The 25,915-nt window shown below is 73.2% G+C and carries 21 protein-coding genes and 2 pseudogenes; 9 read left to right on the forward strand and 14 right to left on the reverse strand.

Going from position 1 to position 25,915, the window contains the following annotated elements; genetic code table 11:
- Window positions 1-11 precede the first annotated feature (11 nt).
- Complete coding sequence (locus OTB19_RS10445) at window positions 12-980, forward strand: helix-turn-helix transcriptional regulator (RefSeq protein ID WP_267797774.1); 969 nt, start codon at window positions 12-14, stop codon at window positions 978-980.
- Here the strand turns inward: OTB19_RS10445 and OTB19_RS10450 are convergent.
- Complete coding sequence (locus OTB19_RS10450) at window positions 950-1,561, reverse strand: hypothetical protein (RefSeq protein ID WP_267797775.1); 612 nt, start codon at window positions 1,559-1,561, stop codon at window positions 950-952. The two genes, OTB19_RS10445 and OTB19_RS10450, sit on opposite strands and share 31 nt — an antisense overlap.
- Window positions 1,558-2,224, reverse strand: a pseudogene (locus OTB19_RS10455) (response regulator transcription factor). The gene OTB19_RS10450 and the pseudogene OTB19_RS10455 overlap by 4 nt, the downstream one beginning before the upstream one ends.
- 561 nt (window positions 2,225-2,785) lie before the next feature.
- Here OTB19_RS10455 and OTB19_RS10460 point away from each other — a divergent pair.
- Window positions 2,786-3,370: a hypothetical protein gene (locus OTB19_RS10460; protein ID WP_267797776.1), complete on the forward strand. Its 585-nt coding sequence runs from the start codon at window positions 2,786-2,788 to the stop codon at window positions 3,368-3,370.
- Between the two features lie 90 nt (window positions 3,371-3,460).
- On the opposite strand, the gene OTB19_RS10465 is transcribed toward OTB19_RS10460, so the two are convergent.
- The 3 genes from OTB19_RS10465 to OTB19_RS10475 all read right to left on the reverse strand — a co-directional run bounded on the left by OTB19_RS10465 (window position 3,461) and on the right by OTB19_RS10475 (window position 6,085).
- Window positions 3,461-4,747 (reverse strand): MFS transporter, encoded by a 1,287-nt coding sequence (locus OTB19_RS10465; protein WP_267797777.1) that lies wholly within the window; start codon window positions 4,745-4,747, stop codon window positions 3,461-3,463.
- Between the two features lie 103 nt (window positions 4,748-4,850).
- On the reverse strand, window positions 4,851-5,312 hold the full coding sequence (locus OTB19_RS10470) for a hypothetical protein (RefSeq protein ID WP_267797778.1): 462 nt from the start codon (window positions 5,310-5,312) through the stop codon (window positions 4,851-4,853).
- Between the two features lie 191 nt (window positions 5,313-5,503).
- Window positions 5,504-6,085, reverse strand: a complete 582-nt coding sequence (locus tag OTB19_RS10475; RefSeq protein ID WP_267797779.1) for a TMEM165/GDT1 family protein — start codon at window positions 6,083-6,085, stop codon at window positions 5,504-5,506.
- Between the two features lie 511 nt (window positions 6,086-6,596).
- Between OTB19_RS10475 and OTB19_RS10480 the strand changes: the two genes are divergently transcribed.
- The 5 genes from OTB19_RS10480 to OTB19_RS10500 all read left to right on the forward strand — a co-directional run bounded on the left by OTB19_RS10480 (window position 6,597) and on the right by OTB19_RS10500 (window position 15,779).
- Complete coding sequence (locus OTB19_RS10480) at window positions 6,597-8,567, forward strand: condensation domain-containing protein (protein WP_267797780.1); 1,971 nt, start codon at window positions 6,597-6,599, stop codon at window positions 8,565-8,567.
- A 127-nt stretch (window positions 8,568-8,694) separates the two neighbouring features.
- Entirely contained in the window at window positions 8,695-9,678 is a 984-nt protein-coding gene (locus OTB19_RS10485) for a magnesium and cobalt transport protein CorA (RefSeq protein ID WP_267797781.1), read from the forward strand.
- Between the two features lie 81 nt (window positions 9,679-9,759).
- Window positions 9,760-14,589, forward strand: coding sequence for a HEAT repeat domain-containing protein (locus tag OTB19_RS10490; RefSeq protein WP_267797782.1), 4,830 nt, complete (start codon window positions 9,760-9,762; stop codon window positions 14,587-14,589).
- A 154-nt stretch (window positions 14,590-14,743) separates the two neighbouring features.
- Entirely contained in the window at window positions 14,744-15,280 is a 537-nt protein-coding gene (locus tag OTB19_RS10495) for a hypothetical protein (protein WP_267797783.1), read from the forward strand.
- A 1-nt stretch (window position 15,281) separates the two neighbouring features.
- Window positions 15,282-15,779 (forward strand): hypothetical protein, encoded by a 498-nt coding sequence (locus OTB19_RS10500; protein ID WP_267797784.1) that lies wholly within the window; start codon window positions 15,282-15,284, stop codon window positions 15,777-15,779.
- A gap of 71 nt (window positions 15,780-15,850) precedes the next feature.
- On the opposite strand, the gene OTB19_RS10505 is transcribed toward OTB19_RS10500, so the two are convergent.
- From OTB19_RS10505 to OTB19_RS10525, 5 genes are all read right to left on the reverse strand, one after another.
- Window positions 15,851-16,204 carry a PRC-barrel domain-containing protein gene (locus OTB19_RS10505; RefSeq protein WP_267797785.1) on the reverse strand — a complete coding sequence of 118 codons (354 nt, stop codon included), beginning with the start codon at window positions 16,202-16,204 and terminating at the stop codon, window positions 15,851-15,853.
- Window positions 16,205-16,329: 125 nt separating this feature from the next.
- Window positions 16,330-17,586 (reverse strand): PP2C family protein-serine/threonine phosphatase, encoded by a 1,257-nt coding sequence (locus OTB19_RS10510; protein ID WP_267797786.1) that lies wholly within the window; start codon window positions 17,584-17,586, stop codon window positions 16,330-16,332.
- A gap of 157 nt (window positions 17,587-17,743) precedes the next feature.
- Window positions 17,744-18,739 carry a cation diffusion facilitator family transporter gene (locus tag OTB19_RS10515; protein WP_267797787.1) on the reverse strand — a complete coding sequence of 332 codons (996 nt, stop codon included), beginning with the start codon at window positions 18,737-18,739 and terminating at the stop codon, window positions 17,744-17,746.
- Window positions 18,736-19,188, reverse strand: coding sequence for a hypothetical protein (locus OTB19_RS10520; RefSeq protein WP_267797788.1), 453 nt, complete (start codon window positions 19,186-19,188; stop codon window positions 18,736-18,738). The genes OTB19_RS10515 and OTB19_RS10520 overlap by 4 nt, the downstream gene beginning before the upstream one ends.
- A gap of 132 nt (window positions 19,189-19,320) precedes the next feature.
- A complete protein-coding gene (locus tag OTB19_RS10525; RefSeq protein ID WP_267797789.1) occupies window positions 19,321-19,854 on the reverse strand; it encodes a type 1 glutamine amidotransferase domain-containing protein in 534 nt (177 codons plus the stop codon).
- 461 nt (window positions 19,855-20,315) lie between these two features.
- On the opposite strand from OTB19_RS10525, the pseudogene OTB19_RS10530 reads away from it, so the two are divergent.
- Window positions 20,316-20,693 (forward strand): annotated as a pseudogene (locus OTB19_RS10530) (PP2C family protein-serine/threonine phosphatase); the annotation flags it as partial.
- Window positions 20,694-20,798: 105 nt separating this feature from the next.
- Here the strand turns inward: OTB19_RS10530 and OTB19_RS10535 are convergent.
- The 3 genes from OTB19_RS10535 to OTB19_RS10545 form a co-directional block, all read right to left on the reverse strand.
- Entirely contained in the window at window positions 20,799-21,314 is a 516-nt protein-coding gene (locus OTB19_RS10535) for a DUF3618 domain-containing protein (protein WP_267797790.1), read from the reverse strand.
- Window positions 21,311-21,742 carry a phage holin family protein gene (locus OTB19_RS10540; protein ID WP_267797791.1) on the reverse strand — a complete coding sequence of 144 codons (432 nt, stop codon included), beginning with the start codon at window positions 21,740-21,742 and terminating at the stop codon, window positions 21,311-21,313. The genes OTB19_RS10535 and OTB19_RS10540 overlap by 4 nt, the downstream gene beginning before the upstream one ends.
- 145 nt (window positions 21,743-21,887) lie before the next feature.
- Window positions 21,888-23,153, reverse strand: coding sequence for a YihY/virulence factor BrkB family protein (locus OTB19_RS10545; protein ID WP_420716823.1), 1,266 nt, complete (start codon window positions 23,151-23,153; stop codon window positions 21,888-21,890).
- Between the two features lie 171 nt (window positions 23,154-23,324).
- Between OTB19_RS10545 and OTB19_RS10550 the strand changes: the two genes are divergently transcribed.
- Window positions 23,325-23,747 (forward strand): secondary thiamine-phosphate synthase enzyme YjbQ, encoded by a 423-nt coding sequence (locus OTB19_RS10550; RefSeq protein WP_267797792.1) that lies wholly within the window; start codon window positions 23,325-23,327, stop codon window positions 23,745-23,747.
- Between the two features lie 42 nt (window positions 23,748-23,789).
- Here OTB19_RS10550 and OTB19_RS10555 read toward each other — a convergent pair whose 3' ends face one another.
- Entirely contained in the window at window positions 23,790-25,796 is a 2,007-nt protein-coding gene (locus OTB19_RS10555) for a protein kinase domain-containing protein (RefSeq protein WP_267797793.1), read from the reverse strand.
- Window positions 25,797-25,915: the final 119 nt, after the last annotated feature.

A 25,915-nucleotide genomic window follows, 5' to 3' on the forward strand; every position in this document is an offset into this window, starting at 1 on the left:
GCTTGGGTTTCATGCTCGACACTTCCGCACGTCTGCTGCGTCTGCTCTCCCTGCTGCAAACCCCGCGCGCCTGGCCGGGCTCCGAACTGGCCGAGCGCCTGGGGGTGAGCGGGCGTACCGTCCGCAACGACATCGACCGCCTCCGGGAACTCGGCTACCCCGTGGACGCCACGCGCGGGGCCGCCGGCGGGTACCGGCTGGGCGCCGGGGCTGCGATGCCGCCGCTGCTCCTGGACGACGAGGAGGCGGTCGCGGTGACGATCGCGGTGCGCACCGCCACGCAGGGCGCCGTCCCCGGCACCGAGGAGACCTCGCTCCGGGCGCTGGCCAAGCTCGAACAGGTGCTGCCGTCGCGGCTGCGTCGACGGGTGCGGACACTCCAGGCGTACACCGTGGCCGTGCCGGCCGACCGGCCGGCCCCGACGGTCTCCGCGGACGTGCTGACCACCCTGGTGTCCGCCTGTCGCGACCGGGAACGGCTGCGCTTCGACTACCTGGACCACGCCGGGTCGCCGACCCGGCGTGTCGTGGAGCCGCACCGGGCGGTGAACTGGGGGCGTCGCTGGTACCTCGTGGCGTGGGACGTCGAGCGGGAGGACTGGCGGACGTTCAGGGTCGACCGGATCCGGCCCCGCACCCCGACCGGGCCGCGTTTCGCCCCGCGCGAGGTACCCGGTGGCGACTTCGCGGCGTACGTCTCCGGACGCGTGTCGGGCGCCGCCTGGCGCCACCACGCGCGCGTGACCGTCCACGCGCCGGCGGCGGCGGTGATCGAGCGGATCAACCCGGCGGTGGGCACGGTGGAGGCGATCGACGCGGACAGCTGCACCCTGGTCACCGGCGCCGACACGGTGGGGACCCTGGCCGTCCACCTGAGCCTGCTCGACTTCGACTTCGAGGTCACCGAGCCCCCGGAGCTGGTCACCCACCTGCGGCGGCTCGCGGAGCGCTACGCCCGCTCGACGCCCCCGCCCGTCTGAGCGAACGCCCTTCCCGGCCGGGGGGCGGGCACCGGCGCGGGGCCGGGCGCGGGTGACGGGCCCCGCACGTGGAGGGGTGGCGGGGCCCGTCGGTCAGCAGGACCGGTAGCGGTAGTCGCCCGATCCGGGGGCGGAGACGTCCAGGTCACGCTGGACGATGCGTCGTACTCCGCGGCGCGCCAGGAGCGCTCGTCGGTACGGATCACCATCCAGGACAGCACGCTCACGCCCGCCAGGGTGACCAGGGTGTAGGCGAGGGTCAGCCGGAACTGCAGGCGCCGCAACCGCGTCCGGGCGGGCGAACGACGGACACGCGTGCCCTTGGCGGCGCCTCGGGCGGCGCCTCGGGCGGCGCCTCGGGCGGCGCCTCGGGCGGCGCCTCGGGCGGCGCCTCGGGCGGCGCCTCGGGCGGCGCCTCGGGCGGCGCCTCGGGCGGCGCCTCGGGCGGCGCCTCGGGTCGTGACGGTGGCCTTGTCGGTGCCCGTGTCGTGGCTCGCGTCGGCTCCCTTGCGACCCCCGTTGCGGCCTCGTTCGGGGGCGCGCCGACCGCGGGCGGGACGGTTCGGGTCGATGGCCGTCACGGCAGGTCCGGGTCCGCGGATCCGAGGATGAAGCCGTGGCCGCGTACGGTCCGGATCGGCGAGGGCGGCCCGAGTTTGCGCCGCAGCCCCGCCATGACGGCGTCGACGACGTTGGGAGACCGGATCGGCCATCTCGTCCCAGCAGTGCTCGACCAGTGCGGTGCGGGTGACCACGGTTTCGCGGTGGACGAGCAGGTGGCGCAGGACGGCGTATTCCTTGTGGGTGAGGGTGAGCAGGACGCCGTCGCGGCGGGCCGCGTCCATCTCGATGTCCGCGGGGGCAAGGTGCACGGGCAGCCGATGGGCCGCCCGGCGGGCGAGGCTGCCGACCCGCACCACGAGTTCCTCCATGACGAAGGGCTTCGGAAGGTAGTCGTCGGCGCCGGAACGGAAGCCGTCCACCCGGTCGGGAAGGGCATTGAGCGCGGTGAGGCACAGCACGGGCGCGGACCACCCCGCGCGGCGGCGCCGCTCCAGGTCGTACAAGGAGTCCCCTGAGGGCAGCATCCGGTCGAGGACGACACAGTCGTAGTCGGCGAGGTCGAGCATGACGTCGGCATCCGGCCAGTCGCCGGCGGCGTCCACGGCGTACCCGGCGGCCTTGAGACCGGCCACCACGAGGCCCCTGAGGTCCGGTTCGTCCTCGACCAGAAGTACGCGCATGTGCTGTTCGCCCTTGGCTTTCGCGTCGACTGCGGGGCAGCCGGGAGGGGTCGCGTCGCGCCGCCACGCGGTGGGGGGCGCGGCCGGAAACACATCCTAAGCAGTACGGAACAGAAACGTTTCCCCTCCCCAAGGGGGAGGGACGGTGACGTTCCGATTCCCCTTCCCCCCGGCGACCGCCGTGCGCCGCATGGCGGAAACCCGCTCCCGGCTTCCGCGCCCACGGCCGTCGCATGGAGGCGGGAGGCTTCGTCGTACTCCGTGTAGTACGACGCGATGAGCGGATCGATGGATGGCATACCCCATGACGGTAGGGTCGCGCGCACCGACTGTCATCGGGATATCACAGAGCGCGGTTCGGGGAGGCTCTCGACGGCAAGAAGACTCTCGACGGCGACCGGACATCCACGACCACCACCAGCCGGCTCGGAAGAAGACACACCGGCTGTTGCCGGATTCCACTATTCCGGGCACCATCAGCGCACACGGCCCTCGCCCGGCCGCCGCGCAGCCCCGCAGCTCTGACCCTCAGCCCTCAGCCTCGAATCGAAAGTCACACGAGTGAACACCCATCACGGAGATGACACGAGCCACCACCTGGCGTGGGCCGGGAGCGCCATCGACGATCTCAACGCGGGCGACGAAGCGGACAGATCGCTCGGCGAAGCACTCGGCACCACCGGCGACCTCCGCGCGGAGAACGCCCAACGTCGCGCGGAGGCGGTTCGCGCCGCGGCCATGGGTCTCCCGCCCGCCGCCTGCGCCCTCGCCGCCGGGATCTCCGAGCGCATGCTCAGCGTGTGGCAGGGCACCGATCCGCATTTCAACGCGGCCATGGCCACCGCGCAGGCTCTGGCTCACGCTCACGGATTGACCGGTTCGGCCGCTCCGACCAGCCCGTTCGCGCTCCGGCTCCTGCTGAGGGCCGTACAGGGCGGGGCAGGCATCTTCGCCGCCGCCGAACAGCTCGGGATCCCGCGCCACCGTCTACAGAAACTGCGCACCAACCCCCGTGTGGCCGCCCTCGTCACCGCCGCGCAGAGCATCGGCCGCAAACCCGCCCCACGCGGCTCGAAGCCGTACGCGTACCGCCTCGTTCGCACCTCGCCGACGGGCGATCCCCCCGCCGCGCCCGGCAAGTCCTGACCGCCCGAGGTCAGGTGTGGGAGGCGCGGGATCCATGGTCCCGATCCGGGTGACCGCTGAGGAGGACGCGCGGCGGCGGTTGCGGAAGCCTCATTCCACGGGCGTCGTACCGTCGTTGACGCGCACCGGTCCGGAGCCCTCACCCGCGGGCAGTGCGCGCATGGTGCGCAGCGGGGAGAGGAAGGTGGGAACGGCGCTCACCGTCATCCCGGCCGCACCGATCCACAGGGTGGTCGTCGCTCCGAACACCGAGCCCGAGGCGCCGCCGAGGAGTCCGCCCAGAGGGATGCCGCCCGAGGACACGAACCGGGCCGTCGCGCTCATCCGGCCCAACAGCCGATCCGGCGTGAGCGCCTGCTGGAAACTCGCCTGGGCCACGAACCGGACGACCCCACCCAGCGAAAGAGCCGCGAGGCCGAAGGCGGCCACGAAGACGCTCCACCCCGGTCGAGCCATGGGCATGAGAACGGTCAGCGGGCAGGTCAGGAGCGGTGCGAGCCAGATGACCGGGCCCTGTCCGACCCACTTCGAGACCCTGGTCGCCAACAGGGCACCCGTCAGGGCGCCGCAACCCATTCCCGAGAAGACGAGGCCGATTCCGAAGGAGTCGAGGCCCAGTTCCCTTTCCAGGAAGACGATCAGCATGGTCTGGTACATCACCAGGAAGAGGTTGAACACGGCGTCGCCGAGCACGATCGCGCGCAGCGCGGGGTACCGGAGGACGAACTTGAGCCCTTCCTTGATCTCTCGACCCAGCCGAGGGCGTCCGCTCGGCTCCGGCTTCCGTTCGGGCTTCCTGATGCCGCTCGCGAGCAGCCCCGACAAGGTCATGCCGACCGAACTCACCAGGAGGGTCGCGGGGGCTCCGATCCAACCGATCATCGGTCCCGCCACTCCCGGCCCGCTGATACTGGTCACCGAGCGGATCGCGGAGAGCTTCGCGTTGCCTTCGACGAGGTGGTCGCGCCCCACCAGATGGGGCAGGTAGCTGACGTGGGCGACGTCGAAGAAGACGGTCAGCACGCCGTGCGCCAAGGCGACCGCGCAGAGCCACCGGATCGTCAGGAGGTCCGTCCACCACGCCACCGGGATCGTCAGCAGGATCAGCGCCCTCGCGAGGTCCGTGCCGATCATCACCGAACGCTTGCGCACGCGGTCCACCCACGCGCCCGCCGGCAGCCCGACCAGGAGCGAGCCTGCCGTGGTCATCGCGGTCAGCACGCCGACCTGTAACTCCCCGGCGTTCAACGCCACGATCGCCACCATCGGCAAGGCCAGATAGATGACGCGATCGCCCAACTGGCCGAGCGCGGTGGCTGCGAACAATCGACCGAAGTCAGGGTCGCGCAGGAGTCCGAGCCGAGAAGAACGAGGCATCCGCATGAACCGCCCAACGGGAGAACCGAACAGGAGACCCGTCGATCCTCGCATCGCGTCCGACGCCGCCCGTCACCACCTTCGCGACTCACGGCCGCGGGGCTCAGGCGGTCGGCGCCGGCCCGGCGAGGAAGTGGGAGCGGGCCCGGGGAAGGTACATCGGGACCACCGCCGCCGCGGCCAGCAGGTCGGGCAGGGCGTGGAGGACGGACCACCACGCGGGCCCCTCCACCGTGCCGAGCCCCCCGGCCCGGAACACCGGGAACCCCACCCCGACGACGGTCAGTACCGCCCGGGCCCACCCGCGGCCGGCGCGCATCCGTCCCGCCACGACCAGCCAGGCGACGAGGAGAACGGCAAGTGCGCCCGCCCCCACGGCGATCCGGACGATCGCGGCGTCCCGGCCCGCGTACTCGGTCAACTCGTCCAGGCTCGTCGGCGGCGCCACGAAGGCACCGAGGAACCAGACGAGCACCTCCGCGGCGACGGCCGCCAGAGTGAGCCTCCACGCGGCCTCGATCTGCCCCGGGCGCCCGGAACCACTGCCTGTCGTACCGGTCGTCATCACAGCCTCCTTCGGGGTACGCCCTGTCAGAGAGCGAGCGGGACCCGAAGGTTCCCGGACGGGGCGTGTCGACCCGAAGCGCTCTCAACTCCCGGCTCCACGGGCGACCTTCGGGCCGGAACCGCGCCCCCGGGGCGCGGGGCACACGGCGGCGCCCGCCGTGTCCCCCGCCAGGTCGCCGGCCGACGACATCAGCCGGTGAAGGCCTCGATGAGCGTCCAGAGGGCGAGTGCGCCCATGCAGGCGGCGCCGATGCGCTGAACGGTCTTGAGGGGCACGCGCTGGGCGATGAAACGACCCACCAGCAGGGCGAGGGCGGAGACCGACATCAGCGCGAGGGCGGAGCCGATGGCGGTGGACAGCCAGCCGTTGGTGGCGGCCAGGTTGGCCGTGGTGATCTGGGTGAGGTCGCCCCATTCGCTGATGAAGACGGCCATGAACGCGGTCGTGTAGACGGGCCAGAAGCCCGTGACGGTCTTGGCGGCTCCGTCCTCGTCGTCATCGTCGCCGCTGCGGAGCAGGACGATGGCGCCGAACGCGAACAGGGCGGCGGAGACGAGTTTCACGGCGATGTCCGGCAGCAGACCGAGCAGGCTGCCCGCGCCGACGGCGATGGCCACGTGCACGATGAAGGCGGTGGAGGTGCCGAACCACACGTACAGCGGCCGCATCCGAGTACCCATGGCCAGCGAGGCGAACATGGTCTTGTCGGGGAGTTCCGCGAGGAAGATCAGCCCGAAGGCGGTGATGATCGCCAGGGGGTCGAAGGTCATTCCCTTGCTTTCTGCTGGGGCCGGGCCGTCAGCTCGTACGGCACCCAGCGGGCGACGGGAAGAACCACTCGGCCCGGCACGACGGAGCGACCCGCACATGGAATGCGGACCGCGTCATGCCTTGGCCGAAGGTCTCGTCCACCCCGCACGATGTGCGGCGGTCCGATGGCCGGGGCGTCCGTAGACGTCCAGTATGTCGACCAGCGGTTTTCAGGACTACTCCCCTTCGCTGACACAGAGTGTAACAGGCGACTTCAGGGGCGCCCCGCGCCTGCCGCCACCGATCCCCGCGCCTCGGGGCCGCGAATGGCACGCCGCAGGAGGGCGGCGCGGCCGGTCCCGGCGCGTTTCGTGCGGCTGGTCACGTGATCGCGGTACCGGGTTTTCCGGGGGTGGTCCGGGGCCCGTCAAGAGGCGTATTCGTGGGACTTTCGAGGCCTCCTCGCGGTCACGGACAGTGGCGTCACGTCGTCGTTGATCGACCGATCCGACTGAGGAGACTGACCACCGCATGGCCACTCACGACCGCGGGCCGCTGCCCCTGACCCCGCCGCAGAACGGCGTCTGGTTCGCGCAGCAGCTCGACCCCACACGCCTCGACTACACCATCGGCGAGTACCTGGAGATTCGCGGGGCGGTGGACCCCGGGCTGTTCGCCGAGGCGGTGCGCCTGACGGTGGCCGGCACGGAGTCGCTCTGCGTCCGCTTCGCCGAGGCGGACGGGGTGGTGCGCCAGATACCCGCCGGGCCTAGGCCGCTGCGGATGGAGACGGTCGACCTCAGCGGGCACCCGGACGTCGACGCCGAGGCGGAGCGGCTGATGCGTGCCGAGCTGGCCCGGCCGACGGACCTGGCGACGGGTGACGTGTGCCGGCACCTCCTGGTGCGGACCGGGGCGCGGTCGTACCGCTGGATGCAGGCCTACCACCACGTTGTCGCGGACGGGATCACCGGGTCGATGCTCGCGCGGCGGACCGCGGAGGTCTACTCGGCGCTGGTGGCGGGAGAACCGGCGCCTGCCCCGGACGGCGCGCCGTGGGCGCGGATCGTGGCCGGGGAGGAGGAGTACGCCCGCTCCGCGCAGATGGTCGCGGACCGGGAGTTCTGGCGGGCGAAGCTGGACGGTGCCCCGGAGCCGGTCTCCTTCACCGGTAGCGCTCCGGGGCCCGTGTCCGGGACGAGGGTGCGGGTGAGCGGTGATCTCGACGCCGCCGATGCCCGGGTGCTGCGCGATGCCGCGCGCCGGCACGGGACCCGTTGGTCGGCGCTGGTGATGGCCGCCTCCGCCGCCTTCCTGCACCGTGCGGGTGGTACGGAGGACGTGATGCTGGGGCTGCCGGTCACCGGCCGCACCACCCCGGACGCCCGGCGGACGCCCGGCATGTTCTCCGAGGTCCTGCCGCTGCGGCTGGCCGTGACCGGGGCGACCACGGTCGGCGAGCTGGTGCACGACACGTCCTCGGGCATCAAGGAGGCCCTGCGGCACCAGCGGTACCGGATCGAGGAGGTGCGGGGCGCGGCGGGCGCCGACGGTGCGGCCGGCGGGCCCGGGCCCAGGTTGTGGGACGCCGCGGTCAACCTCATGTCCTTCGACTACGAGCTGTCCTTCGCCGGGGCGCCCGCGTCCGCGCACAACCTCGCGGTCGGCCCGGTGGAGCACGTCTCCCTCAACGTCTACGACCGGGGCGGGGACAGCCCGCTGACCGTGCAGGTGGAGGGTGACGCGGCCGACGCGGGCCCGGATGAACTCGAAGCGTTGCGGGTGCGTTTCACCCGTTTCCTCGTCGCGCTCGCCGGCGCCGACGGCGCGGCGCGGGTCGACTCGCTGCCGTTCCTGACCGTCGAGGACGAGGCGCTCCTCGCGGCCCTCGGTGACGGGGGCGCGGACCCCGCGCCCCGCGACGGGCTGCTGCACGCCCGGTTCGAGGAGGCCGCGGCGCGCACTCCGGACGCGGTCGCCGTGGTGTGCGACGGCCGGGAGGTGTCGTACGGGCAACTGGACGCCTGGGCGCGGGACATCGCGGAGCGGCTGCGGCCGGCCGTGGAACCGGCGACCCCGGTGGGCGTGTGCGTGGAGCGCTCGCCCGCGATGGTCGCGGCCGTCCTCGGCGAGCGGGCAGAGGCGGCGGAACGGCTCGGTGATTGGGATGCGGCCATCGGCTTGGTGAGTGCACGCGCCGAGTGCCACGCCGATTCCTCCGCGCACGGCAACCACCTGTGGCACATGGACCTGCTGGCCTCCGCCGAACGGTTCGCGGAACTCGCGGACCTCGCCAGCACGGACATCCACGCACGCCGGAGACTCAACCGGGCGCTCGGCGAGCGGGGCATGGACACGGCGCTGCGCCGCCGCGCCGAGGAGGGCGACCGCGGGCCCTCTTCCACCTCGTACGGCTGCTGTGCGCGACGGACAGGACCCCCGAGGCCGCTCCTACGGTCCGGGAGATCGCCCCGGACAACGCGTACGCGCTCCGGCTGCTGAGCGATCATGGATCGCCGTCTCGCTGATCGCTGTCTCTGCGTTCGTCGTGAGGTGCGACGGAGTCGACTGTTCGGCGGCGGCGCATGAAATCGCCTGTTCGAAGCATGCGCGGGGGATGGAATGCGTGGTGTACGAGGAACGGTCGGGCAGGTCGGAGACGGTCGAGTGCGGCCTTGAGGACGAGGCGTGCCGCACCGCCCTGAAGCGGCTGCACGGCCTGGACGACGGCGAGTTCGGATGGATCCGGCTCGTCGACCCCGACGAGTCCGAGCTGGTGCAGTTGGCCGAGGAACTGGGTCTGCACCCGCTCGCCGTCGAGGACGCGGTGCAGGCGCACCAGCGTCCGAAGCGCGAGCGGTTCGACGACGTGCTGGCGGTGGCGATCAAGACGCTGTGGTACGTCGAGGACGAGACCGCGGTGGAGACCGGCGAGATGATGATGTTCGTGGGCCCCCGCTACGTCCTCACCGTCCGCCACGGCGCCGTCGATCCGACGGCCGAGGCGGCCCGCCGGCTCGACGCCGATGCGACCATGCTGCGCTTCGGTCCGCTGTCGGTGCTGCACGCCGTGTTGGACGTCGTCGTCGACGCCTACAGCGACGCAGCGGTCAAGGTGCGAAACGCGCTCAACCGGTTGGAGGACCAGGTGTTCTCGTCCGCTCGCGTCGATCACACCGAGGGCATCTACTCGCTCAAGCGGGAAGTGCGCGAGTTCCGTGACGCCGTACAGCCGCTGGTACCGGTCCTGAACGGTCTCCTGAGCGGGCCGGGCGAGGAGCGGCACGCGCCGAAGGCGGAACCCTACTTCCGCGACGTGGCCGACCACCTGCACCGCACCGACACCGAGGTACGCACTCTCGACGAGCTGCTGAACTCGGTGCTCGACGCCCAGCAAGCCCGGGTGGGCACCTGGCAGAACGACGACATGCGGCGCATCTCGGCGTGGGCGGCGATCTTCGCCATCCCCACCATGGTCGCGGGCGTGTACGGAATGAACTTCGAGCACATGCCGGAACTCGGCTGGACCTACGGCTATCCCCTCGCCGTGGGACTGATGGCACTGGCATCGGGAGCGCTGTACCGGGCCTTTCGCCGCAACGGCTGGCTGTAGCACGCGGGTCCGGCACGCCGCTCCGCGCGGCCGGGCCGAACCCGCTGGTGGGGTGGTCGGCGGGCGACCTACCATCCGACGATGACGACTTCGGCGGACCACCTCATCGACGACGCGCTGCACCGGTCGGACGTGGAGTGGCTGTCCGACCACCTCGACGCCCGGTCCTGCCCGCCGGCCGTCCTGGGACGCCTCGTCCGGCACGCGGACCCGCGCCTGCGCCATCTGGGCCTGCTCCTGCTGAGCGGACGGCTCACCTCGACCCCGCCGGTGGCGGACGAGCGGGAGACGGCCGAACTGGCTTCTTGGCTCCCCCATTTCGTGGTGGATCCGCCCGAGGCCGCTCTCCTCCAGGCGAACCTTCACGCCCACCTGGGACCCCACCTGCGGGGCCGACCTCGACCTTCGTGGCGTACGGCCGACCTGCCGGTGCGGGTACGGATCGCCTGGCTGCGCGCCGAACTTCTCGACGACCCGACGGTGCTTCGACACGAGGTCCGGGGTGAACTCCTCTACCAGGCGGTCCGGGCGACGAGCATCACCACCGCGCACCGGCCGGAGCGGCTGGTGGCCGAGCTCGTGGGAAGCGGGGATCGGGTGCTGCGCGCCGAGGCCCTGCGGCTGGCCCGCGAGGGCCTGCACGCGGGGCTGTTGACCCCCGCGCGCGTCCGCGAACACGTCCTCGCCCTGCTGGACACCGTAGCGCGGGGCGTCGGGGTACATGGCTCCGGCACCACGGACCCCGGCGCATCGGACCCCGGCTCACCGGATCCCACCTCGCCGGATCCCCCTTCCTCGGGCGGCTCGTGTACCGCTGTCGTGGTGGCCGCGCTGCGCGAACTCGGCGAGCCGTGGGCGATGTTGGACCCGCTGCCGGAAGGACGACTGTCCGTCTTCCTCACCTCCGATCCGGAAGCCGCCCCGGTCGAGGTCGCCGAGGCCGCGCTCACGGCTGCCGCCCGCCACGGCCACCGGGACGTGGTGTGGCGCGTCGCCGGCGATCCCGGTGGGTCGCCCGCGCTGCGTCGCCGCGCGCTCGAACTCCTCGGGGACCTGGCCGACCGCGGTGACATCCGGGAACTGACCGCGCTCGCCGCCCGGGACCCGCTGCTGCTCGGCGCCCCCGCGGTGGCCTGCCTGCGCAGGCTCCACCGGCGCGGCCACTTCCCGGCCGACGAGGACGTACCGGCCATCGTCGGTCTGGCGCTGGCCGACCATGCGATCACGCCGGACGAGGTCGCCACGATCCTCTTCACCTGCCGGCAGGCGACCCTCCGGGTGCTGATCGACGCCGACGACGATCCGAGCCGGTCGAGGCGGCTCGCCCTGCTGGTCGCGCTGGCCGGGCAGGGGGCGCGGGAGCTTCCCGTCGGGGAGGAGATCACGCGGGTGTTCGCGACGGCCGGCGCACCCGAACCGTTCCTCACCGCGATCCGTGAACTGCGGTACACACCGGCCGAGGACGTGGTCATCGCGCTCCTGCCCACGGCCCCCGCGGCGGCCCTCGACGCGTTGGAGGCCATCGGCGGGCACCGTACGGTGCGGGCGCTGCGGGAGGGGCTCGGGCTGCCCGCCGACGAGGACGCCGCACAGGAGGGTGGGGGCACCGGTGTCATCGCGCCCCACCTGCGCGCGGTGCGCGACCGGGCGCTGGAACTGCTGTGGCATCTGACCGACGACCGGGATCGGCGGCGCGGGCTCCTCGTCCGTCTCGACCCCACCGATCTGCCGGCGCGCATCGCGGCCGATCTGGGCGGCCCCGACGAGGAGGAGCTGGCCCTCCTCGGATCCCATCTGGACCCGGACGAACCGCTGACGGCGCTGTGCCGGCTCGCCGCCCACGGCGGGGCGGGCACCCTGCCCACCCTCGCGGACCTGTTGCTGCGCGTCGTGGGCGAGTTGGCGGCGTTCCGGGAGCCGGGGGGTGACGTCACACGGTTCGAGGGCGAGACGCCGAACGCCGAACCGATCGTTCCCCGAGAAGCCGAGCACGCGCTGACCGCCCTGGGCTCCCGCCTGTACGAGCGGAGCCGGATCCGGCCCTCGTGCCTGCTCGACGCCGCGAACGCGCCGGAAGCGGGCAGGGCGCTGCTCGCGGATCTGGTGGGGGAGCTGTTGGACCGGCCCGGGCTGTCGGACGGTGAACAGTCCATCCTCCTCGAACTGTTGTCGCGGGCTCCCGGTCCCCGCGTTCGCGCCGGGGTGCACCGCCTGCTGCGTCACCGCGACCGGCACGTGCGCAAGCACGCGCTCGCGCTGCTCGCCCGCGATGTCAATGGGGACGACGCGCAGGCCCTGTCGGCCACGTTGATCGCGCTGACCCGCGCCGGGGACGTGCAGACCGTCCGGAGGGCGCTGCTCGCCCTCGGTCACGCGCGGGCCCGCTGGGCCTGTACGGCGATCGCCGCGTGTCTCGCCCATCCGAACATGAACGTCAAGAAGACGGCCGCCCAGGTCCTGGTGCGCGCGGGCGCGCCCCCGGCGGTTGCGGACCTGCTCCGCGTGCTGGGTCGGCACGACAATCCGGGGCTCCGCGTCGCGCTCGTCGAGGCGCTGCGCGCGATCCTCGGCGACGCGTACGCGGCCACCGTCCTCGCCGCGGCGGAGCACTGCGAGACGGATCGCTCCCGGGCCCTGCTGGCGCAGGCTCTGGACGGCGCCCTGCCGGCGCGGTCGATCCTCGCCCTGTCCGACCAGGCGTCACCGGTCGCGCCGGCGCTGCTCGCGCTGGTGGCGTGCGGGCGGGTCCGTCTGTCGTCCGGTACGCGGGAGGAGTTGGCGCCGGCGCTGGGCCGGCACGGCATCGCCCCTCCGGCCGGGCCGTCGCCGGCGCCGGCACCGGACAACGCAACGGACTTCGACGTGGCGTCGCTGGCGGCGGGTCGCTGGAATCCCGCCGTCGCGCTGCGCGTCGCCGAGCGCCCCGAGCCCCCGCACGCCGACCGGCTGCGTGAGCTGCGGCCCCTGCTGTCGGACTGGCTCCGCCTGGCCGACTCCGCGCCGCGGGCGGCCCGCGGGGCGGTGCTGCGGTTCACCCTGCGGCTCTGCCCGGCACCTTGGACGGACGGGGAGCTCGCCTCCTACGCGCGATCCGCCCGGGTCCTGCTCGACGCCCTGACCGGCGGGGCGCGCGAGGACCGCCCGGGCCTCGTCGCGGTGCTCGAAGCGGTCGCGCCGCTGCTCACGCCGGCGGCGGCGGCAGCCGTCGTCGCCTCCGTACGCGCCCTGCCTCCCGCGGCCGCGCACACGCCCGACCGGCCCACGCTGACGCTGTTGCGGCGCTGCGGCGCGGTGTTGGTGCGCGCGGACCTCGATCGTGCGCTGGCGGTGGCCGGCCTCGGCGCCGACCCCTGGCGGGCCCGGACCGAGGTGCTGCGCGAGGCGTTCGCCGTACCGTCCCTGTCCCCGGGAGGCTGGCGGACCGCCTTGGAGGCGGCGGCGCGGACACCGGCCGCGCTCGCGGACTTCCGCCGCCGCGACCTCCGTGACCGTCGTGACGTCGGCGACCTCCCCGACCCCGACCACCTTCTCGACCTTCGCGGCGTGCGCGACGAGGACGCGCCCGGCTCCCGGGAGCGGTTGTCCGCGTTGATCGACGTCTACTCCGGCGCCGCTCCCGAGGTCCGTGGCCCGCTGCTCGACTGGATGACGTCCCTCCAGCCCCTGGACGCACCTCCCTGGACGATCGGCGAGAGCGCCGCCGTCCCACGGCCGGCGCCGGGGCGTGGGGGCGTACCGCGCCGCGTGCACGCCGACGACCTCGACCAGCCGCGCTCGGCGGCGCTGCGCGACCGCCTGCTGACGATGTTGGACTCGCCCGCCCCGGACCGCCGGAACGCCGCCGCCCGGGCCCTGCTGGGCTGGCCCGAGCCGGGGATCCGGCTCGCCGTGCTCCGGGCGGCCCTGCGCGGCCGGACGACGGTCGATGTCGGGGCCGATCTGGCCCGGATCATGACCACGCTCGACCCGGCGGAGCTGCGGGCCGACGAGGTTCCGCCCGAGAACGTGCTGCGCGTGGCCTCACGGCTCGCGCCGCCCGACCTCGTACCGCTGCTTCCGCTGTTGTCGCACTGGTGGGAGCATGGGCCGCCCGCCGTCCACCAGGCCGCCGAGGTCGAGTTGCGCAGGGTTCCGGTCGACGTGCTCGCCCACGGTCTCGGCGCTCGTCTCGACGCGGGCGCCCCGGGGTTCGTGGGCCTGATCGCCGGCCGGGCGGTGCTGCGGACTCCCGCCCTGACGCGTGCCTGCCGGCGGCTCCGCGCCGAGGAACACGACGGCCTCGCGGACCGGATCCTCCTGGTCGACGGCCCGTTGCGCGGTCCCGAGGCCGTACGTCGGGACGCGGCCGCACTGGCCTCGCTCCGCGATCGCGCCCGGGCGTCGGCCCCGGCCTCCTCGCGCCGTCCGACCCGGCAGGAGCTGTCGGACCTGGCCCGTACCGGGCCTCCCGACGGGATTCGCCGGGTCCTGACCCGTCTGGTCGAGGAGCACCGGGGTCCTGATCCGGATCCCGTGGTGCGGGAGTTGATCGGCGAGTTGCTGCACCACGCCAAGCCGGGGGTCCGCCTGCACGCGCACCGGACCTCCCGGGCGGTGCTGGACCGGCGGAGCCACCTGCTTCACACGCAGGTCCTGCTGCACGACCCCCAGCCGGACGTGGTCCGCATGGCGGTCCGGAGCCTGTCCCGAGCGGCCTGGGAACCGGCGATCCCCGCCCTGGTCGGCCTGCTCGACCACGCGCGTCCCGAGGTCCGCCGGACCGCGGCCGACGGGCTCGCGCGGCTGGGCACCCCGGCGGTCCCCGCGCTCAGGCGCGCCGCCGACCACGCCCGCCCGGACCGGCGGACGCGTTACACGGAGGTGCTGGGCCGCATCGCGGCCGACACCGGGACAGGGACCGACATCGCGTAGCCGCGGGTGGCCGGAGTCGGACGGTCGGGCCGGCGGACCGCTCGTGGCGCCGCCGGTACCCGACCACCCCGCGCCCTTGGCCAGTGGTTTGCGCGCAGTGCTCGTGGGCAGTCGCCTACAGCCGGAAGGACGAGGCCCCGGTCGGGAGGCCGTCATGTCGACAACCACGCTCATCGTCATCATCGCCGCGGTGGTACTGATCGCCCTGATCGCCGCGTTGTGGGCCTTCTCGCGCCGCCGTCACCTGCGACAACAGTTCGGACCCGAGTACGACCGGACGGTCGAGGCCGAAGGCGGCCGGAGGGCGGCCGACCGCGAGTTGCGGGCGCGCGAGCAACGCCACGACACGCTCGACATCAAGGAGCTGCCCGCCGAGCGGCGCGCCCAGTACTCCGACGAGTGGCGCGACGTACAGGAACGCTTCGTGGACCGCCCCGAGGCATCGGTCGCCCAGGCGGACGAACTGGTGACGCGCCTGATGCGCGAACGCGGCTACCCGGCCGACGGCTACCAAGGGCAGGTCCGGGACCTGTCGGTGGAGCACGGCCGCACCCTGGAGCACTACCGCGCGGCCCACGAGATCAACCTGCGCGGCAGCGGAGCCGAGGCGACCACGGAGGAACTCCGCGGCGCCATGGTCCACTACCGCGCCCTGTTCGAGGAACTGCTGAGCAGCGAAGGAGGCCGATGACATGCGGGAACATGGTGACACGGCGGGCCGGGGCGACGAGGACCGGCTGACCACGGAGAACATCGCCCATCCGGATGCGACCGGTGGCCAAGCCGTGTACCCCGGCGAGGCGACGGCCCTGGCGAGCGAGAGCACCGAGGCGCAGGACGACGCACGGGGCGAGGAGGCTCCGAACGATCTCGGGGAGGGTCCGGAGCGCGGCGAGGGACGCGGGCGCCCGGAGGAGCGGGACGAGCCCTTGTTGGCCGGCGCGGAGACGGAGGGCTTCCGGGAGCGGTGGGCCGAGATCCAGGGGCGCTTCGTCGACGACCCGAAGGAGGCCGTGACGTCCGCGGACACCCTGGTGGCCGAGGTGATGCAGGAGCTCGCCCGGACCTTCTCCGCCCACAAGCAGGAGTTGGAGGGCCAGTGGGGCCGCGGCGAGCAGGTCGCCACGGAGGACCTGCGGCTCGCACTTCAGCGCTACCGCTCCTTCTTCAACCGACTCCTCAAGACCTGACCGGACGACCTCACGCGACGCCGCACCCCACTCGGCGCCCCGTGCGCCGTCCCCGTCGGGAGGCGGCCCCGTCAGAAGACGCGCGGCTCGTTGTAGTAGCCGCCGATCTGACGGTGGTAGTCCGCGTCCTGGAGGTGCTTGTCCTGGATGAACTCGGGAGCGTGCTTGATCTGCTCCTTCGTCCGGTCGATGTGGATCCGCCGCTCGTCCACCTCGATCCGACTGACCGTGCCGGCGGGAAGGAGCACTTCCTTGCCGAAGATCCACGGACCGGTGTCGACCACGATGTACGAGGAGTCGACCTCGTCGGAGTGCTTGTCGACCTTGCCGATGGAGCCGTCCGTGGCCTCGACCTTGAAGCCCGTCAGATCGACATCGGGCAGATGGCCGGACGTCTCGCGGTAACCCCATACGTTCTCAGTCATGTGAACAACCCCTTCACCCAATCGATGTGACGGCCCTTCTTCTCCTCGGCGTCCTCGATGATCCGGAGAGACGCGGAACCGCCACAGGGTCGCCTGCCCTGAAAGGCACGACCCACACGGGGCCCTCAGGATCGGACCACGCCCGTGCGCGCCGCCGCCGTCCGTGTGGGTTCGGCGTCGGGGCCGAACCACTCGCACAACAGCACGGTCGCGTCGTCCTGGAGCCGTCCGTCGTGGTGGGCCATGACCGCTTGGACGAGGCGCCGCAACGTCTCCGGGAGGGGCAGCCCGTCGGCGTGGTGGCGGATCAGGAAGTCGGTGAAGTTCGCCAGGCCGAACTCGGTGGAGCCGGGCCGTCGCGCCTCCGTGATGCCGTCGGTGTAGAGGACGAGGCAGTCCCCCGGCTCCAGTTGCTCCCTGCACGTGCGGACGGGCAGCCCCAGGTCGGTGCCCATGGGGTGGGCGGGCGGGCAGGCCAGTTGGCCGGCCCAGCGGCCGCCCCTGATGAGGAGCGGCGGGAGATGCCCTCGGTTGACCCAGGTCAGGACTCCGGTGCGCGTGTCCAGCTCGGCGAGGACGCCCGTCACGTAGATGCTGCGCCGGAACTGCTCGATCAGCATCTCCTCCACCCGCTCGCTCGTGCCCACGAGGTCCGCCCCCTGCCGGCGGGCGTTGCGGCACGCTCCGACGGCGAGGTTCGCGGCCAGTCCGGCCGCCGTGTCGTGACCCATGGCGTCGAACACCGACAGGTGTACGACCGGGCCCGCCATCGCGTAGTCGAAGGCGTCCCCGCTGATCTCGTACGCGGGTTCCATCGTGGCGGCGACGACGACCCGGCCGTCCGCGTAGGTCTGCGGCGGGATCAGGTGCCACTGCATCTCGGCCGCCACGTTCATCGGAGCCGTCCGCACGAGTCGCGCGTACGCGTCGCTCTGGTCGCTCTTGGTGACGATCAGCAGGGCGATGAGGGAGGCCAGGGCCTCGGCGTCGCGGCGGGCCGGCGCGTCGTTCCCGTCCGGGGTGAGGCGCAGCAGGCCGAGTCGCTCGCTGCCGTTGAGCATCGGCACCCACCACTGGGCGTGGAGCGGGTCCGCCGCCGTGCGCACGATCTCGCCGTGCTGGTAGGCCCGCCCGGCGAGCGTGCCCTCGATCCTGATCTCGCGGTCGTCCACGCCGGCCGGCGACTCCGCCCCGGCCTCGGGTGGGAGGGGCAGCATCCGGAGCACGCGCTCCTGCATGTCGGCGACGTAGATCCGTACGTGACGGAAGCCGACCCGGGCCGCGTGTTCGGCGACCTTGGCCGGCAGGAGGTCCATCGGCATGAGGTGGCCGGCAGCCAGGAGGCCGGTCAGCATGGTCAGGCTGTCGTCCCGCCGATCCATCGCCACAGACTCATCTCCCGCGCCGGTGGATCCAGTGCACCACACGCGGGCGGGTTTCGCCGTCGACGCGCGACGCGCGACGGCGGCCGGGTCCGTGTACCCGTGGCTCCCCCGATCCCCCGCTCGCCCCGCTCCCGCGTCCGCGAGGTCGGGGGGCTCACGCCGCCGGGTGTTCGGCTTCCTCGCGCTCGGCCGCGCGGCGGGCCGCCGCGGCGTCGGTGACGTCGAGGAACACCTGGTCCAGCTCGGGCCAGCGTGCTTTCAGATCGTCCCGGATGCGGACCAGCGCGTCCTCGACGGTCTCGCTGTCGTAGCCGGCGGTCAGGTCGATGCCGGCGGCCAGCAGCACCGAATCCGGCCCGAGCTGCATGGTGAGCAGCGCCGTGACGGAGTCGATCTCTGGCTGGCGCCCCAGCAGGGCCCGTACCTCGCTCTGCATGGCGGGATCGGCGGCCTCGCCGATCAGTTGGGCCCGGGCTCCCTTGCCCAGGGTGTAGGCCACGTAGACGAGCAGCACACCGATCAGGATGGAGGCCCACGCCTCGTACGCCACCTCACCGGTCACCATGTGGAGTGCCATGCCGATCATGGCGAGGACGACCCCGGCGCAGGCCGTGCTGTCCTCGGCCAGGACGGTGCGCAGGGCCGGATCCCGTACCTGGCGGATCTCCTCGGTGGTGCTGCGCCCGGCCTTGCGCGCCTCGCCGCGCACCTGGCGTACGGCGCGGACGAGCGAGGCTCCTTCGGCGAGCAGCGCCGCGAAGAGCACGATCAGGCCGATGACGTAGCCCTTGTGCGATTCGGAGCCGCCGGAACGGAAGGCCTCGATGCCCTGGAAGACCGAGAAGCAGCCGCCGGTGACGAAGATGCCCACGGCCGCGAGCAGGGACCAGAAGAAGCGTTCCTTGCCGTAGCCGAAGGGGTGGCGTTTGTCCGCCGGGCGCCTGCTGCGTTTGACCGACGCGAGCAGGAAGACCTCGTTGAGGCTGTCGGCCACGGAGTGCGCCGCCTCGGACAGCAGGGCCGGGGAGCCGGCGATGACGCCGCCGACGCCCTTGGCCACGCAGATGACCAGGTTCGCGCCGAGGGCCACCCACACCGTGATGCGGGTTTCGCCGTCGCGTTCGCTCGCCGTCCCGGCGGACCGCGTCATCGCCGGTCCGCGGGTGCCGAGGCTCCCTGGACGCCGGTGGTCGCGGAGGTTCCCGCCGCGTGCGGCACGGCGGTGATCCGGGCGGCGTCCAGGGTGAGCCGCCGGATGCGGCCCTCGTGGTCCGCCTCCCTCGTCTCGGCGCCTTGGAGCTGGGCCGGGGCCGCGTCGGTGAGCTGCCAGGTGGTGAGCACCTCGCGCCCGGTGGCGTCGGTCTCGTCGATGGTGACGGAGACGGGGCGCGGTCCGTCGGCTTCCTCCGCGAGGGCCCAGGAGAGGGCGTCGGGGGCGTCGGTGAGGACACAGCCGGTCAGGGTCACCGTGAGGTCGCGGCCGTCGGGGACGCCGCGGCCGTCCCGGGGATCCAGTCCCTGGGCTTCCTCACAGGTGAAGCGCTCCCCCTCGACGGTGACGCGGAACCGAGGGGGATGCGTGGTGGTGGAGTAGTCCATGCCCCTTCGCCTGCCCGGGGCATGGACCCGTATGCGGCCCGTGCGTGCGCGGCGCCCGTACGGCTCCCGTACGGCCCTCGTACGGCCGAGGAGGGTCGTGGCGGCCCGCGCACGGGAGGGGTCGCGGGCGGATCAGGCGGCGAACTCCTTGACGAAGGCGGCGCAGAAGGCGTCCAGGTCGTCGGGCTTGCGGCTGGTCACCAGCGTGCCGGGGGCGGCGTGGCAGACGTGGACCTCCTCGTCCACCCAGGTGCCGCCGGCGTTGCGGATGTCGGTGGCGAGGCTGGGCCACGACGTCAGGGTGCGGCCGCGTACGACCTCGGCCTCCACCAACGTCCAGGGGGCGTGGCAGATCGCGGCGACGGGCTTGCCCGCGTCGAAGAAGCTCCTGATGAACCCGACGGCGCGCTCGTTGGTCCGCAGCGCGTCCGGGTTGGCGACGCCGCCGGGCAGCACGAGCGCGTCGAAGGCGTCCGAGGTGTCACCCGCGAGCACGTGGTCCACGGTGAACTTGCCGGCCTTGTCGAGGTGGTCGAAGGCCTGTACCTGTCCCGGTTCCGTCGAGACGAGTTGGGGGTTCCAGCCGGCTTGTAGCGCAGCCTTCCACGGCTCGGTCAGTTCGACTTCCTCGACGCCCTCGGGCGCGGTCAGGAATGCGATGCGCACCGCGTTCACTTCCTTCGGTTGGGGGCTCCGGCGTCCCCCCGCCGTTCGTGCGGTGGGGCTGGGTCCGGGCCGGTGGGTTCACCGTGCATCCAGGCGCCTGCCCGGCTCGTGGTGTCGCAATCATCCGATTACTCCCCCGACCAGTCCGTCGGGCGGCGCGCCCTCCCCGCATGTTTCATGGGGGGAGATCGGAGGCTGAGCGCATGGTGCGACGCGGATGCACGAGGACGGCCGAGCAGGCGGGCCCGCGGGAGCAGGCGGAGCACGTCGTCGCCGTGTGCGGGACGCGTACGGCAGGTGTGGCCGGCCGAGCCGGTGAAGGGCCGTGACGCCGTTCGTCCCTCAGGATCCGGAGACGCTCAAGCGCCTCATCGCCCGCGAGGTGAGCGCCTTGCGGGCCGCGGCGCGCCGCGACGCCGGACTATGGCAGGACGGCGCGCCCGGCCGCCCAGACGGCGACCGCGGTCATCGGGCACATCGACGCGGAGCGGAACCTCGACTGGGCCTGTGCCGGTCATCCGCCGCCCCTGCTGCTGCGCGGTTCCGAGGCCATCGCACTGGACACGGGGCATCGAGGGCCGCTGTTCGGCCTGCTGCCCGGCCACGAGTACACGACCGCGACCTTCTCCCTGAAGCCCGGCGACCTGCTCCTCCTCTACACCGACGGCATGGTCGAGCGGCGCGGCGAGGACCTCATGCGGGGCATCGAGGTGCTGCGCAGAACGCTGGCGACGTGCGAGGGGCTCGAAGCCGATCAGGCCCTCGATCGGATCATGGCCGCGTACACGCCCGAGGAGAACGACGACGACACCTGCCTGGTGGCGATCCGCCTCGACTGAGTCGACGTCGACCGAGATGAGTACCGAGGTGAGTACCGGGACGAGCGGGGCGCGGGCGAGCCGGCGGCGGGCCCGCGCCCGGACCTGCCGGCCCGCGCCGAGGAGTCACCTCCCCCGGCGTCCCCGGTAGCGGCGCACCAGGCCGTACGCGAGGACGGCGCACCCGGCCGCCACGAGCGCGGGGTGGCGGCGCGCGACCTCGGCCGCCCGGCTCGCCTCCGCACGCCCCCGATCGGGGGTGACGTCACGGATCCCGGCTTCCACGGCGCCGGTCAGGGACGCCGCCTTCTGTGCCACGGGCTCCGGGATCCTGTCCTGCGCCGCGTGGACCACGGCCGATACCTTCTGCTGGGCGCCCGCCTTCACCTCGACGGCCTTCTCGTGAGCGCGGGCCTTGAACTCGGCGGCCTTGTCCTGGGCGCTCGACTTCACCTCGGCCGCCTTCTCCCGGGCCTCGGCCTTGACCTCGGCGGTCTTCTCCTGGGCGCGGGCCTTGACGTCCGCCTTGGCGGCCAGCGCCTCCACGGTCCGGCCCAGTTCGTCGCGGGTCGCCTCGATCTGCTCGCGCAACTCGTCCGGGGTGGCCGGGTCCTTGTCCGCGTGGGTGTGGTCGTCGCTCATCGATGTGCCCTTTCCTTGATTTCGGCCACGTCGGCCTTCACGCTGTCGATGGCCTGCTGGGGGGCGGGCGGGGTCGCCCGGACCGCCTGCTTCTTGCCGGCCGCCGCCAGGACGGCCGCGATCACGGCGAGGACGCCGGTGACGATGAGGGCCGCGGCCCACAGCGGCAGGACGAGGGCCAGGGCGACGATGCCGGTCGCGGCAAGGCCCTGGAGGGCCAGGATGGCGAACAGTCCCGCTCCGCTGAGGAGCCCGGCGCCGAGGCCCAGGCCCTTGCCCTTCGCGCGCATCTCGGCGGTGGCCAGGTTCAGTTCCTGGCGGACCAGCAGGGTCAGTTGTTCCGACGCCTGTTTCACGAGGGCGCTCGTCGAGGCGGAAGCGGTGTCGTCGGCCTGGTCGTGGGGTGAGGGATCGACTGAGGGGTACATCGTCGGAGATCTGCCTTCCTTGCGCGGGCGGGGGCCGGTGGCCTCGCCCGGTACGTCGTGTGGCCTCGTTCGTGGTCGCGCAGGCGGCTGGGCCGTACGAGTGGCGTCTTCCCCGTCTCGGGGCACGCACGCGCCGACGAACGGGTCAGACCCGAGCGGCTTCCGCGTGCCCGTCCGGCCCGTCGCCCGGCTCCGGATGGTGCTCGGCGCGTTCCCGTTCCTCCCGGCTCCACGCACGGGTGTCGCGCGGGCGCGCGTACGGCTCCTCGTCGGCCGGATGGCCGCCCATGATGGCCCGCCGGCGGGACATCTCGGCGTCGAACTCCAGGCCCAGGAGGATGGCCAGGTTGGTGATCCACAGCCAGACCAGGAAGACGACGACGCCCGCGAGGGTGCCGTACGTCTTGTTGTACGAGGCGAAGTTCGCCACGTAGACGGCGAATCCGACCGAGGCCACGAGCCAGATCAGCAGGGCGAGCAGGCTGCCCGGGGTGATCCACTTGAAGCCGCGGCCCTTGGCGTTCGGGGTCGCCCAGTACAAGAGGGCGATCATGCTCGTGACCAGGAGGACCAGCACCGGCCACTTGGCGATGGACCAGACCGTGAGCGCGGTGTCGCCGAGGCCGAGCACGTCACCCGCCCGGCGGGCGACCCCGCCGGTGAAGACGACGATCAGGGCGCTCGCGACGGCCATCACCATCAGCACGACCGTGACGCCGAGCCGCAGCGGCAGCACGACCCAGACGGGCCGTCCCTCGGGCATGTCGTAGACAGCGTTGGCGGCGCGGATGAACGCACCGACGTACCCGGAGGCGGACCAGACGGCCAGCACCAGGCCGACGACGGCAACCACGGACCCGACACCGCTGCGGCCCTGCAACTGCTGCACGGCGTCGGCGATCACATCGCGGGCGGAGGCGGGCGCGAGCTGTTCCAGCTGCTCCAGTGCCCGCTGCGCCGTGGACGGGCCGGCCAGCCCGAGCAGGGAGGTGAGGACGAGCAGGGCCGGGAAGAGCGCGAGGATGCCGTAGTACGTCAGCGCGGCGGCCCGGTCGCCGAGTTCGTCGTCACCGAACTCCTTGAAGGTGCCCTTCAGCACCTTGCCCCAGGCGCGCTTCGGCATCTCCGTGGGCCGGTCGGGCTCGTCGCGCTCCACGCTCGGATCCGGCCCGACCCGTTCAGACTCCGCGCTCGAATGCGACCCGAGCCGTTCACGCTCCGTGCTCGGATCCGGCCGGAGCCGTTCACGCTCCACCCCGTCCGCACGGGCCCCGCCCGGAGTCCCGACGCGGTCGCCGGGCGGGGCCGCGCGGGGCGGTTCCCGGCCGGCGTCCGCGGCCACGGGCCGGTGTGGCGGCCGGCCGTCCTTCCGGTCCTGCCGGTGGTGCTTGCGTTCCCATAGCGCTGCCATACCGAGCGGATGTCCGCGATACGCGCCCTCAATCAGCGACCCGTCCGGCGGCGCCGTCTCCCCGACCCGGCGGGCCGCCGGGAGGAGCGGAGGCCACCGGGAGACGAGGTGTGCGTGCGGGACGCGGTGGGGCGGCGGCGCGGGTTCGCCGCGCGGGGCGAGGATGGGTCCGTGACAGACACCTTCACCACCCGGACGATCGACGTGACCACGGGCTCCGCGGAGACCGTGCACGACCTGACCTCGGCCTGCGCGGCCTTCCTGCGGGAGGCCGCCCGTGGTCGCGACGGACTGCTCAACGTGTTCACCCCGCACGCGACGGCCGGGCTGGCCGTCATCGAGACGGGCGCCGGCAGTGACGACGACCTGTTGGAGGCCCTGCGCTCGCTGCTGCCCGCCGACGACCGCTGGCGCCACCGGCACGGCTCCCCGGGGCACGGACGTGACCACGTCCTGCCGGCCCTCGTCCCCCCGCACGCCACGCTGCCCGTGGTCGGGGGCGAGCTGGCCCTGGGAACCTGGCAGTCGGTGGTCCTGGTGGACACCAACCGCGACAACCCCCACCGCACGGTACGGCTGTCGTTCCTGGCCTGATCCCGCCCGCCCCCGCCCGGCCGTCGAGGGCACCCCCACGGCCTAGGCCTGCCTCGTCCAGCGCTGTGACGCTTCGCCGGCGCAGGTGTTCGTGATCAGGCCGCTGCTCATGCCGAGGTCGAGGCAACCGCCGCCGAACTCGCTGCGGAAGCTGCCGCCCGAGCCCGTGCGCCACAGCCGGCCGATGTCCTGGGCGCAGTCGCCCACGAAGACGGCCTGGCCGAGGCCGTTGGAGTACAGGCACTGGCCGCTCTGCCGGTTGACGAGCTTGAAGCTGCCGTTCGACGCGCTCCGCACGGTCCATCGCGCGGAGGAGTCGGAGCAGTCGCCGAAGTCCGACGCCCCGAAGACCTGGGTGATGCACATCGCCTTGTCGCCGTTCCGGTAGCGGTAGGTACCGGAGTCGGGGGTCTTGGGGGGTACCGGGGCGGTGGACGATCCGCCGCCGCCGGGAGGTCGGGGGCTGCCGGCGCCGCCGGGGCCGCCACCGTTCGCGGAACCTCCCGCGCCGTTCGCGGAGCCTCCGGCGCCGTTCTGAGCGCCGCCCCCGGGGCCCGGGCCCGTCGCGGGGCCGGGCCCCGTGCCCACGCCCGCGTCCGTGCCCACGCCCGCGTTCGCGCCGGTACCCGCGCCGCCGGCGGCCACGGGTACGGGTCCGCCCGCTCCCACCTGACCGCCGTCCTTGGCGTCCGTGCCGGGACTCGCCTGGGCCGGGGACCGGTCGGGGGACGCCTGACCGGAGGGGGCGCCGCTCGACGTCGGCGGCTTCCCGCCGGGGGGCACCGCGGCGGGGGCGGACTGCTCGCCCCGCGCGCCGGCCTGCGGCGTGGACGTGTACGGCAGGTTCTGGATGACCAGCGTCGTGCCCCCCGCGACCACGACGACGGGGATGACGGCGAGCAGGACCCGGGTGCGGCGCCGCGGCCGCGCGGACCGCTGCCGACCCTTCGCGGCCTCGGCCTCGGCGCCGGGCCCGGGCACGGGTACGACCTGGGGCACCACCTCGGGCGCGGGTTTCGCGTCCGGCTCCGACCCGGCCTTCGGGGCGGGCTCCCCGCCCGCCTCGGGCGCCGGGTCCGTCGACGGCTGCGGATCCCGGCCGGTGAGCGGCAGCGTCGGTACGTCGATCTCCGGTACGCCCGCGGCGAAGGCGGCCCGCTCCCGCAGGCTCGCCGTGACGGCCGCGGGCCACAAGGGCTCGGCCGCCGGGCCCCGACGCGCGGCGCGCTCGTGGAGTTCGGCGGCGGTGGGGCGGCCCTCGGGGTCCTTGTCGAGGCAGGCCGCGACGAGGTCGGCGAGGTCGGGCTCCACTTCCCGCAGGGAGTCCAGTTCCGGTTCCTCGTGGACGACGCGGTACAGCACGCCGTGCCCCGACTCATCGCCGAACGGCGGCCTGCCGGATGCCGCGAAGGCGAGTACCGAGCCCAGGGCGAACACGTCGGTGGCGCCGCTGACCTCGCGCTTTCCCGAGGCCTGTTCCGGTGCCATGTAGGCGGGCGTGCCCACCACCATGCCCGTTCTGGTGAGTTGGCTCTGTTCGGCGGCTCGGGCGATGCCGAAGTCGATGAGGGTGAGACCGTCCAGGGTCAGCATCACGTTGGACGGTTTCAGGTCCCGGTGCACCATCCCGAGGCCGTGTACCGACTTCAGTCCGGCGGCCGCCTCGCGCAGCAGCAGCCACAGCGCGTCGGCGGGGAGTCCGCCGCCGTACGACTCCACGGCCTTGCTCAGCGTGATCCCGGGGATGTACGCGGTCGCGAACCACGGCGGCCGGGCGGTCCGGTCACTGGCCAGCAACGGTGCGGTGGCCTCGGCGGGCAGCCGGGAGAGGTTGTCCAACTCGTGTCCGAAGCGGCGCAGGAAGTCCTCGTCCTCGCCCACGACGGAAGCCAGCAACTGTTTGACGGCGACGTAGCGGCCGTCATGGACCCCGAGGTACACCCGCCCCATACCGCCGGCGCCGAGTCGTCCCGCCAACGGAATGGACCCGATCCGCCGCGGATCCCCCGCCTCCAGCGGCCCGGCCCCGCTCCCCCTCAGCTCTGACACGTCAGCCCCATCAAATTGGAAATGTTTCCAGAAACCTACCCGAGCGCCCCGGCCCGGCAACAGGCCAATTCCCCCCGCCCGCAGGGCGGTCGGTGCCCGGAGCCCCACCCGGACCCGGG

The organism is Streptomyces sp. H27-H5 (assembly GCF_026627505.1).
GTDB lineage: Bacteria > Actinomycetota > Actinomycetes > Streptomycetales > Streptomycetaceae > Streptomyces.

What these genes read in the sequence shown, in the direction of transcription:
- OTB19_RS10465 (WP_267797777.1), bottom strand. Translation starts at nt 4,747, where the DNA reads ATGCCTCGTTCTTCTCGGCTCGGACTCCTGCGCGACCCTGACTTCGGT.
- OTB19_RS10480 (WP_267797780.1), top strand. Translation starts at nt 6,597, where the DNA reads ATGGCCACTCACGACCGCGGGCCGCTGCCCCTGACCCCGCCGCAGAAC.
- OTB19_RS10515 (WP_267797787.1), bottom strand. Translation starts at nt 18,739, where the DNA reads ATGACGCGGTCCGCCGGGACGGCGAGCGAACGCGACGGCGAAACCCGC.
- OTB19_RS10545 (WP_420716823.1), bottom strand. Translation starts at nt 23,153, where the DNA reads ATGGCAGCGCTATGGGAACGCAAGCACCACCGGCAGGACCGGAAGGAC.
- OTB19_RS10540 (WP_267797791.1), bottom strand. Translation starts at nt 21,742, where the DNA reads ATGTACCCCTCAGTCGATCCCTCACCCCACGACCAGGCCGACGACACC.
- OTB19_RS10445 (WP_267797774.1), top strand. Translation starts at nt 12, where the DNA reads ATGCTCGACACTTCCGCACGTCTGCTGCGTCTGCTCTCCCTGCTGCAA.
- OTB19_RS10495 (WP_267797783.1), top strand. Translation starts at nt 14,744, where the DNA reads ATGTCGACAACCACGCTCATCGTCATCATCGCCGCGGTGGTACTGATC.
- OTB19_RS10535 (WP_267797790.1), bottom strand. Translation starts at nt 21,314, where the DNA reads ATGAGCGACGACCACACCCACGCGGACAAGGACCCGGCCACCCCGGAC.
- OTB19_RS10510 (WP_267797786.1), bottom strand. Translation starts at nt 17,586, where the DNA reads ATGGATCGGCGGGACGACAGCCTGACCATGCTGACCGGCCTCCTGGCT.
- OTB19_RS10500 (WP_267797784.1), top strand. Translation starts at nt 15,282, where the DNA reads ATGCGGGAACATGGTGACACGGCGGGCCGGGGCGACGAGGACCGGCTG.
- OTB19_RS10520 (WP_267797788.1), bottom strand. Translation starts at nt 19,188, where the DNA reads ATGGACTACTCCACCACCACGCATCCCCCTCGGTTCCGCGTCACCGTC.
- OTB19_RS10475 (WP_267797779.1), bottom strand. Translation starts at nt 6,085, where the DNA reads ATGACCTTCGACCCCCTGGCGATCATCACCGCCTTCGGGCTGATCTTC.
- OTB19_RS10470 (WP_267797778.1), bottom strand. Translation starts at nt 5,312, where the DNA reads ATGACGACCGGTACGACAGGCAGTGGTTCCGGGCGCCCGGGGCAGATC.
- OTB19_RS10490 (WP_267797782.1), top strand. Translation starts at nt 9,760, where the DNA reads ATGACGACTTCGGCGGACCACCTCATCGACGACGCGCTGCACCGGTCG.
- OTB19_RS10505 (WP_267797785.1), bottom strand. Translation starts at nt 16,204, where the DNA reads ATGACTGAGAACGTATGGGGTTACCGCGAGACGTCCGGCCATCTGCCC.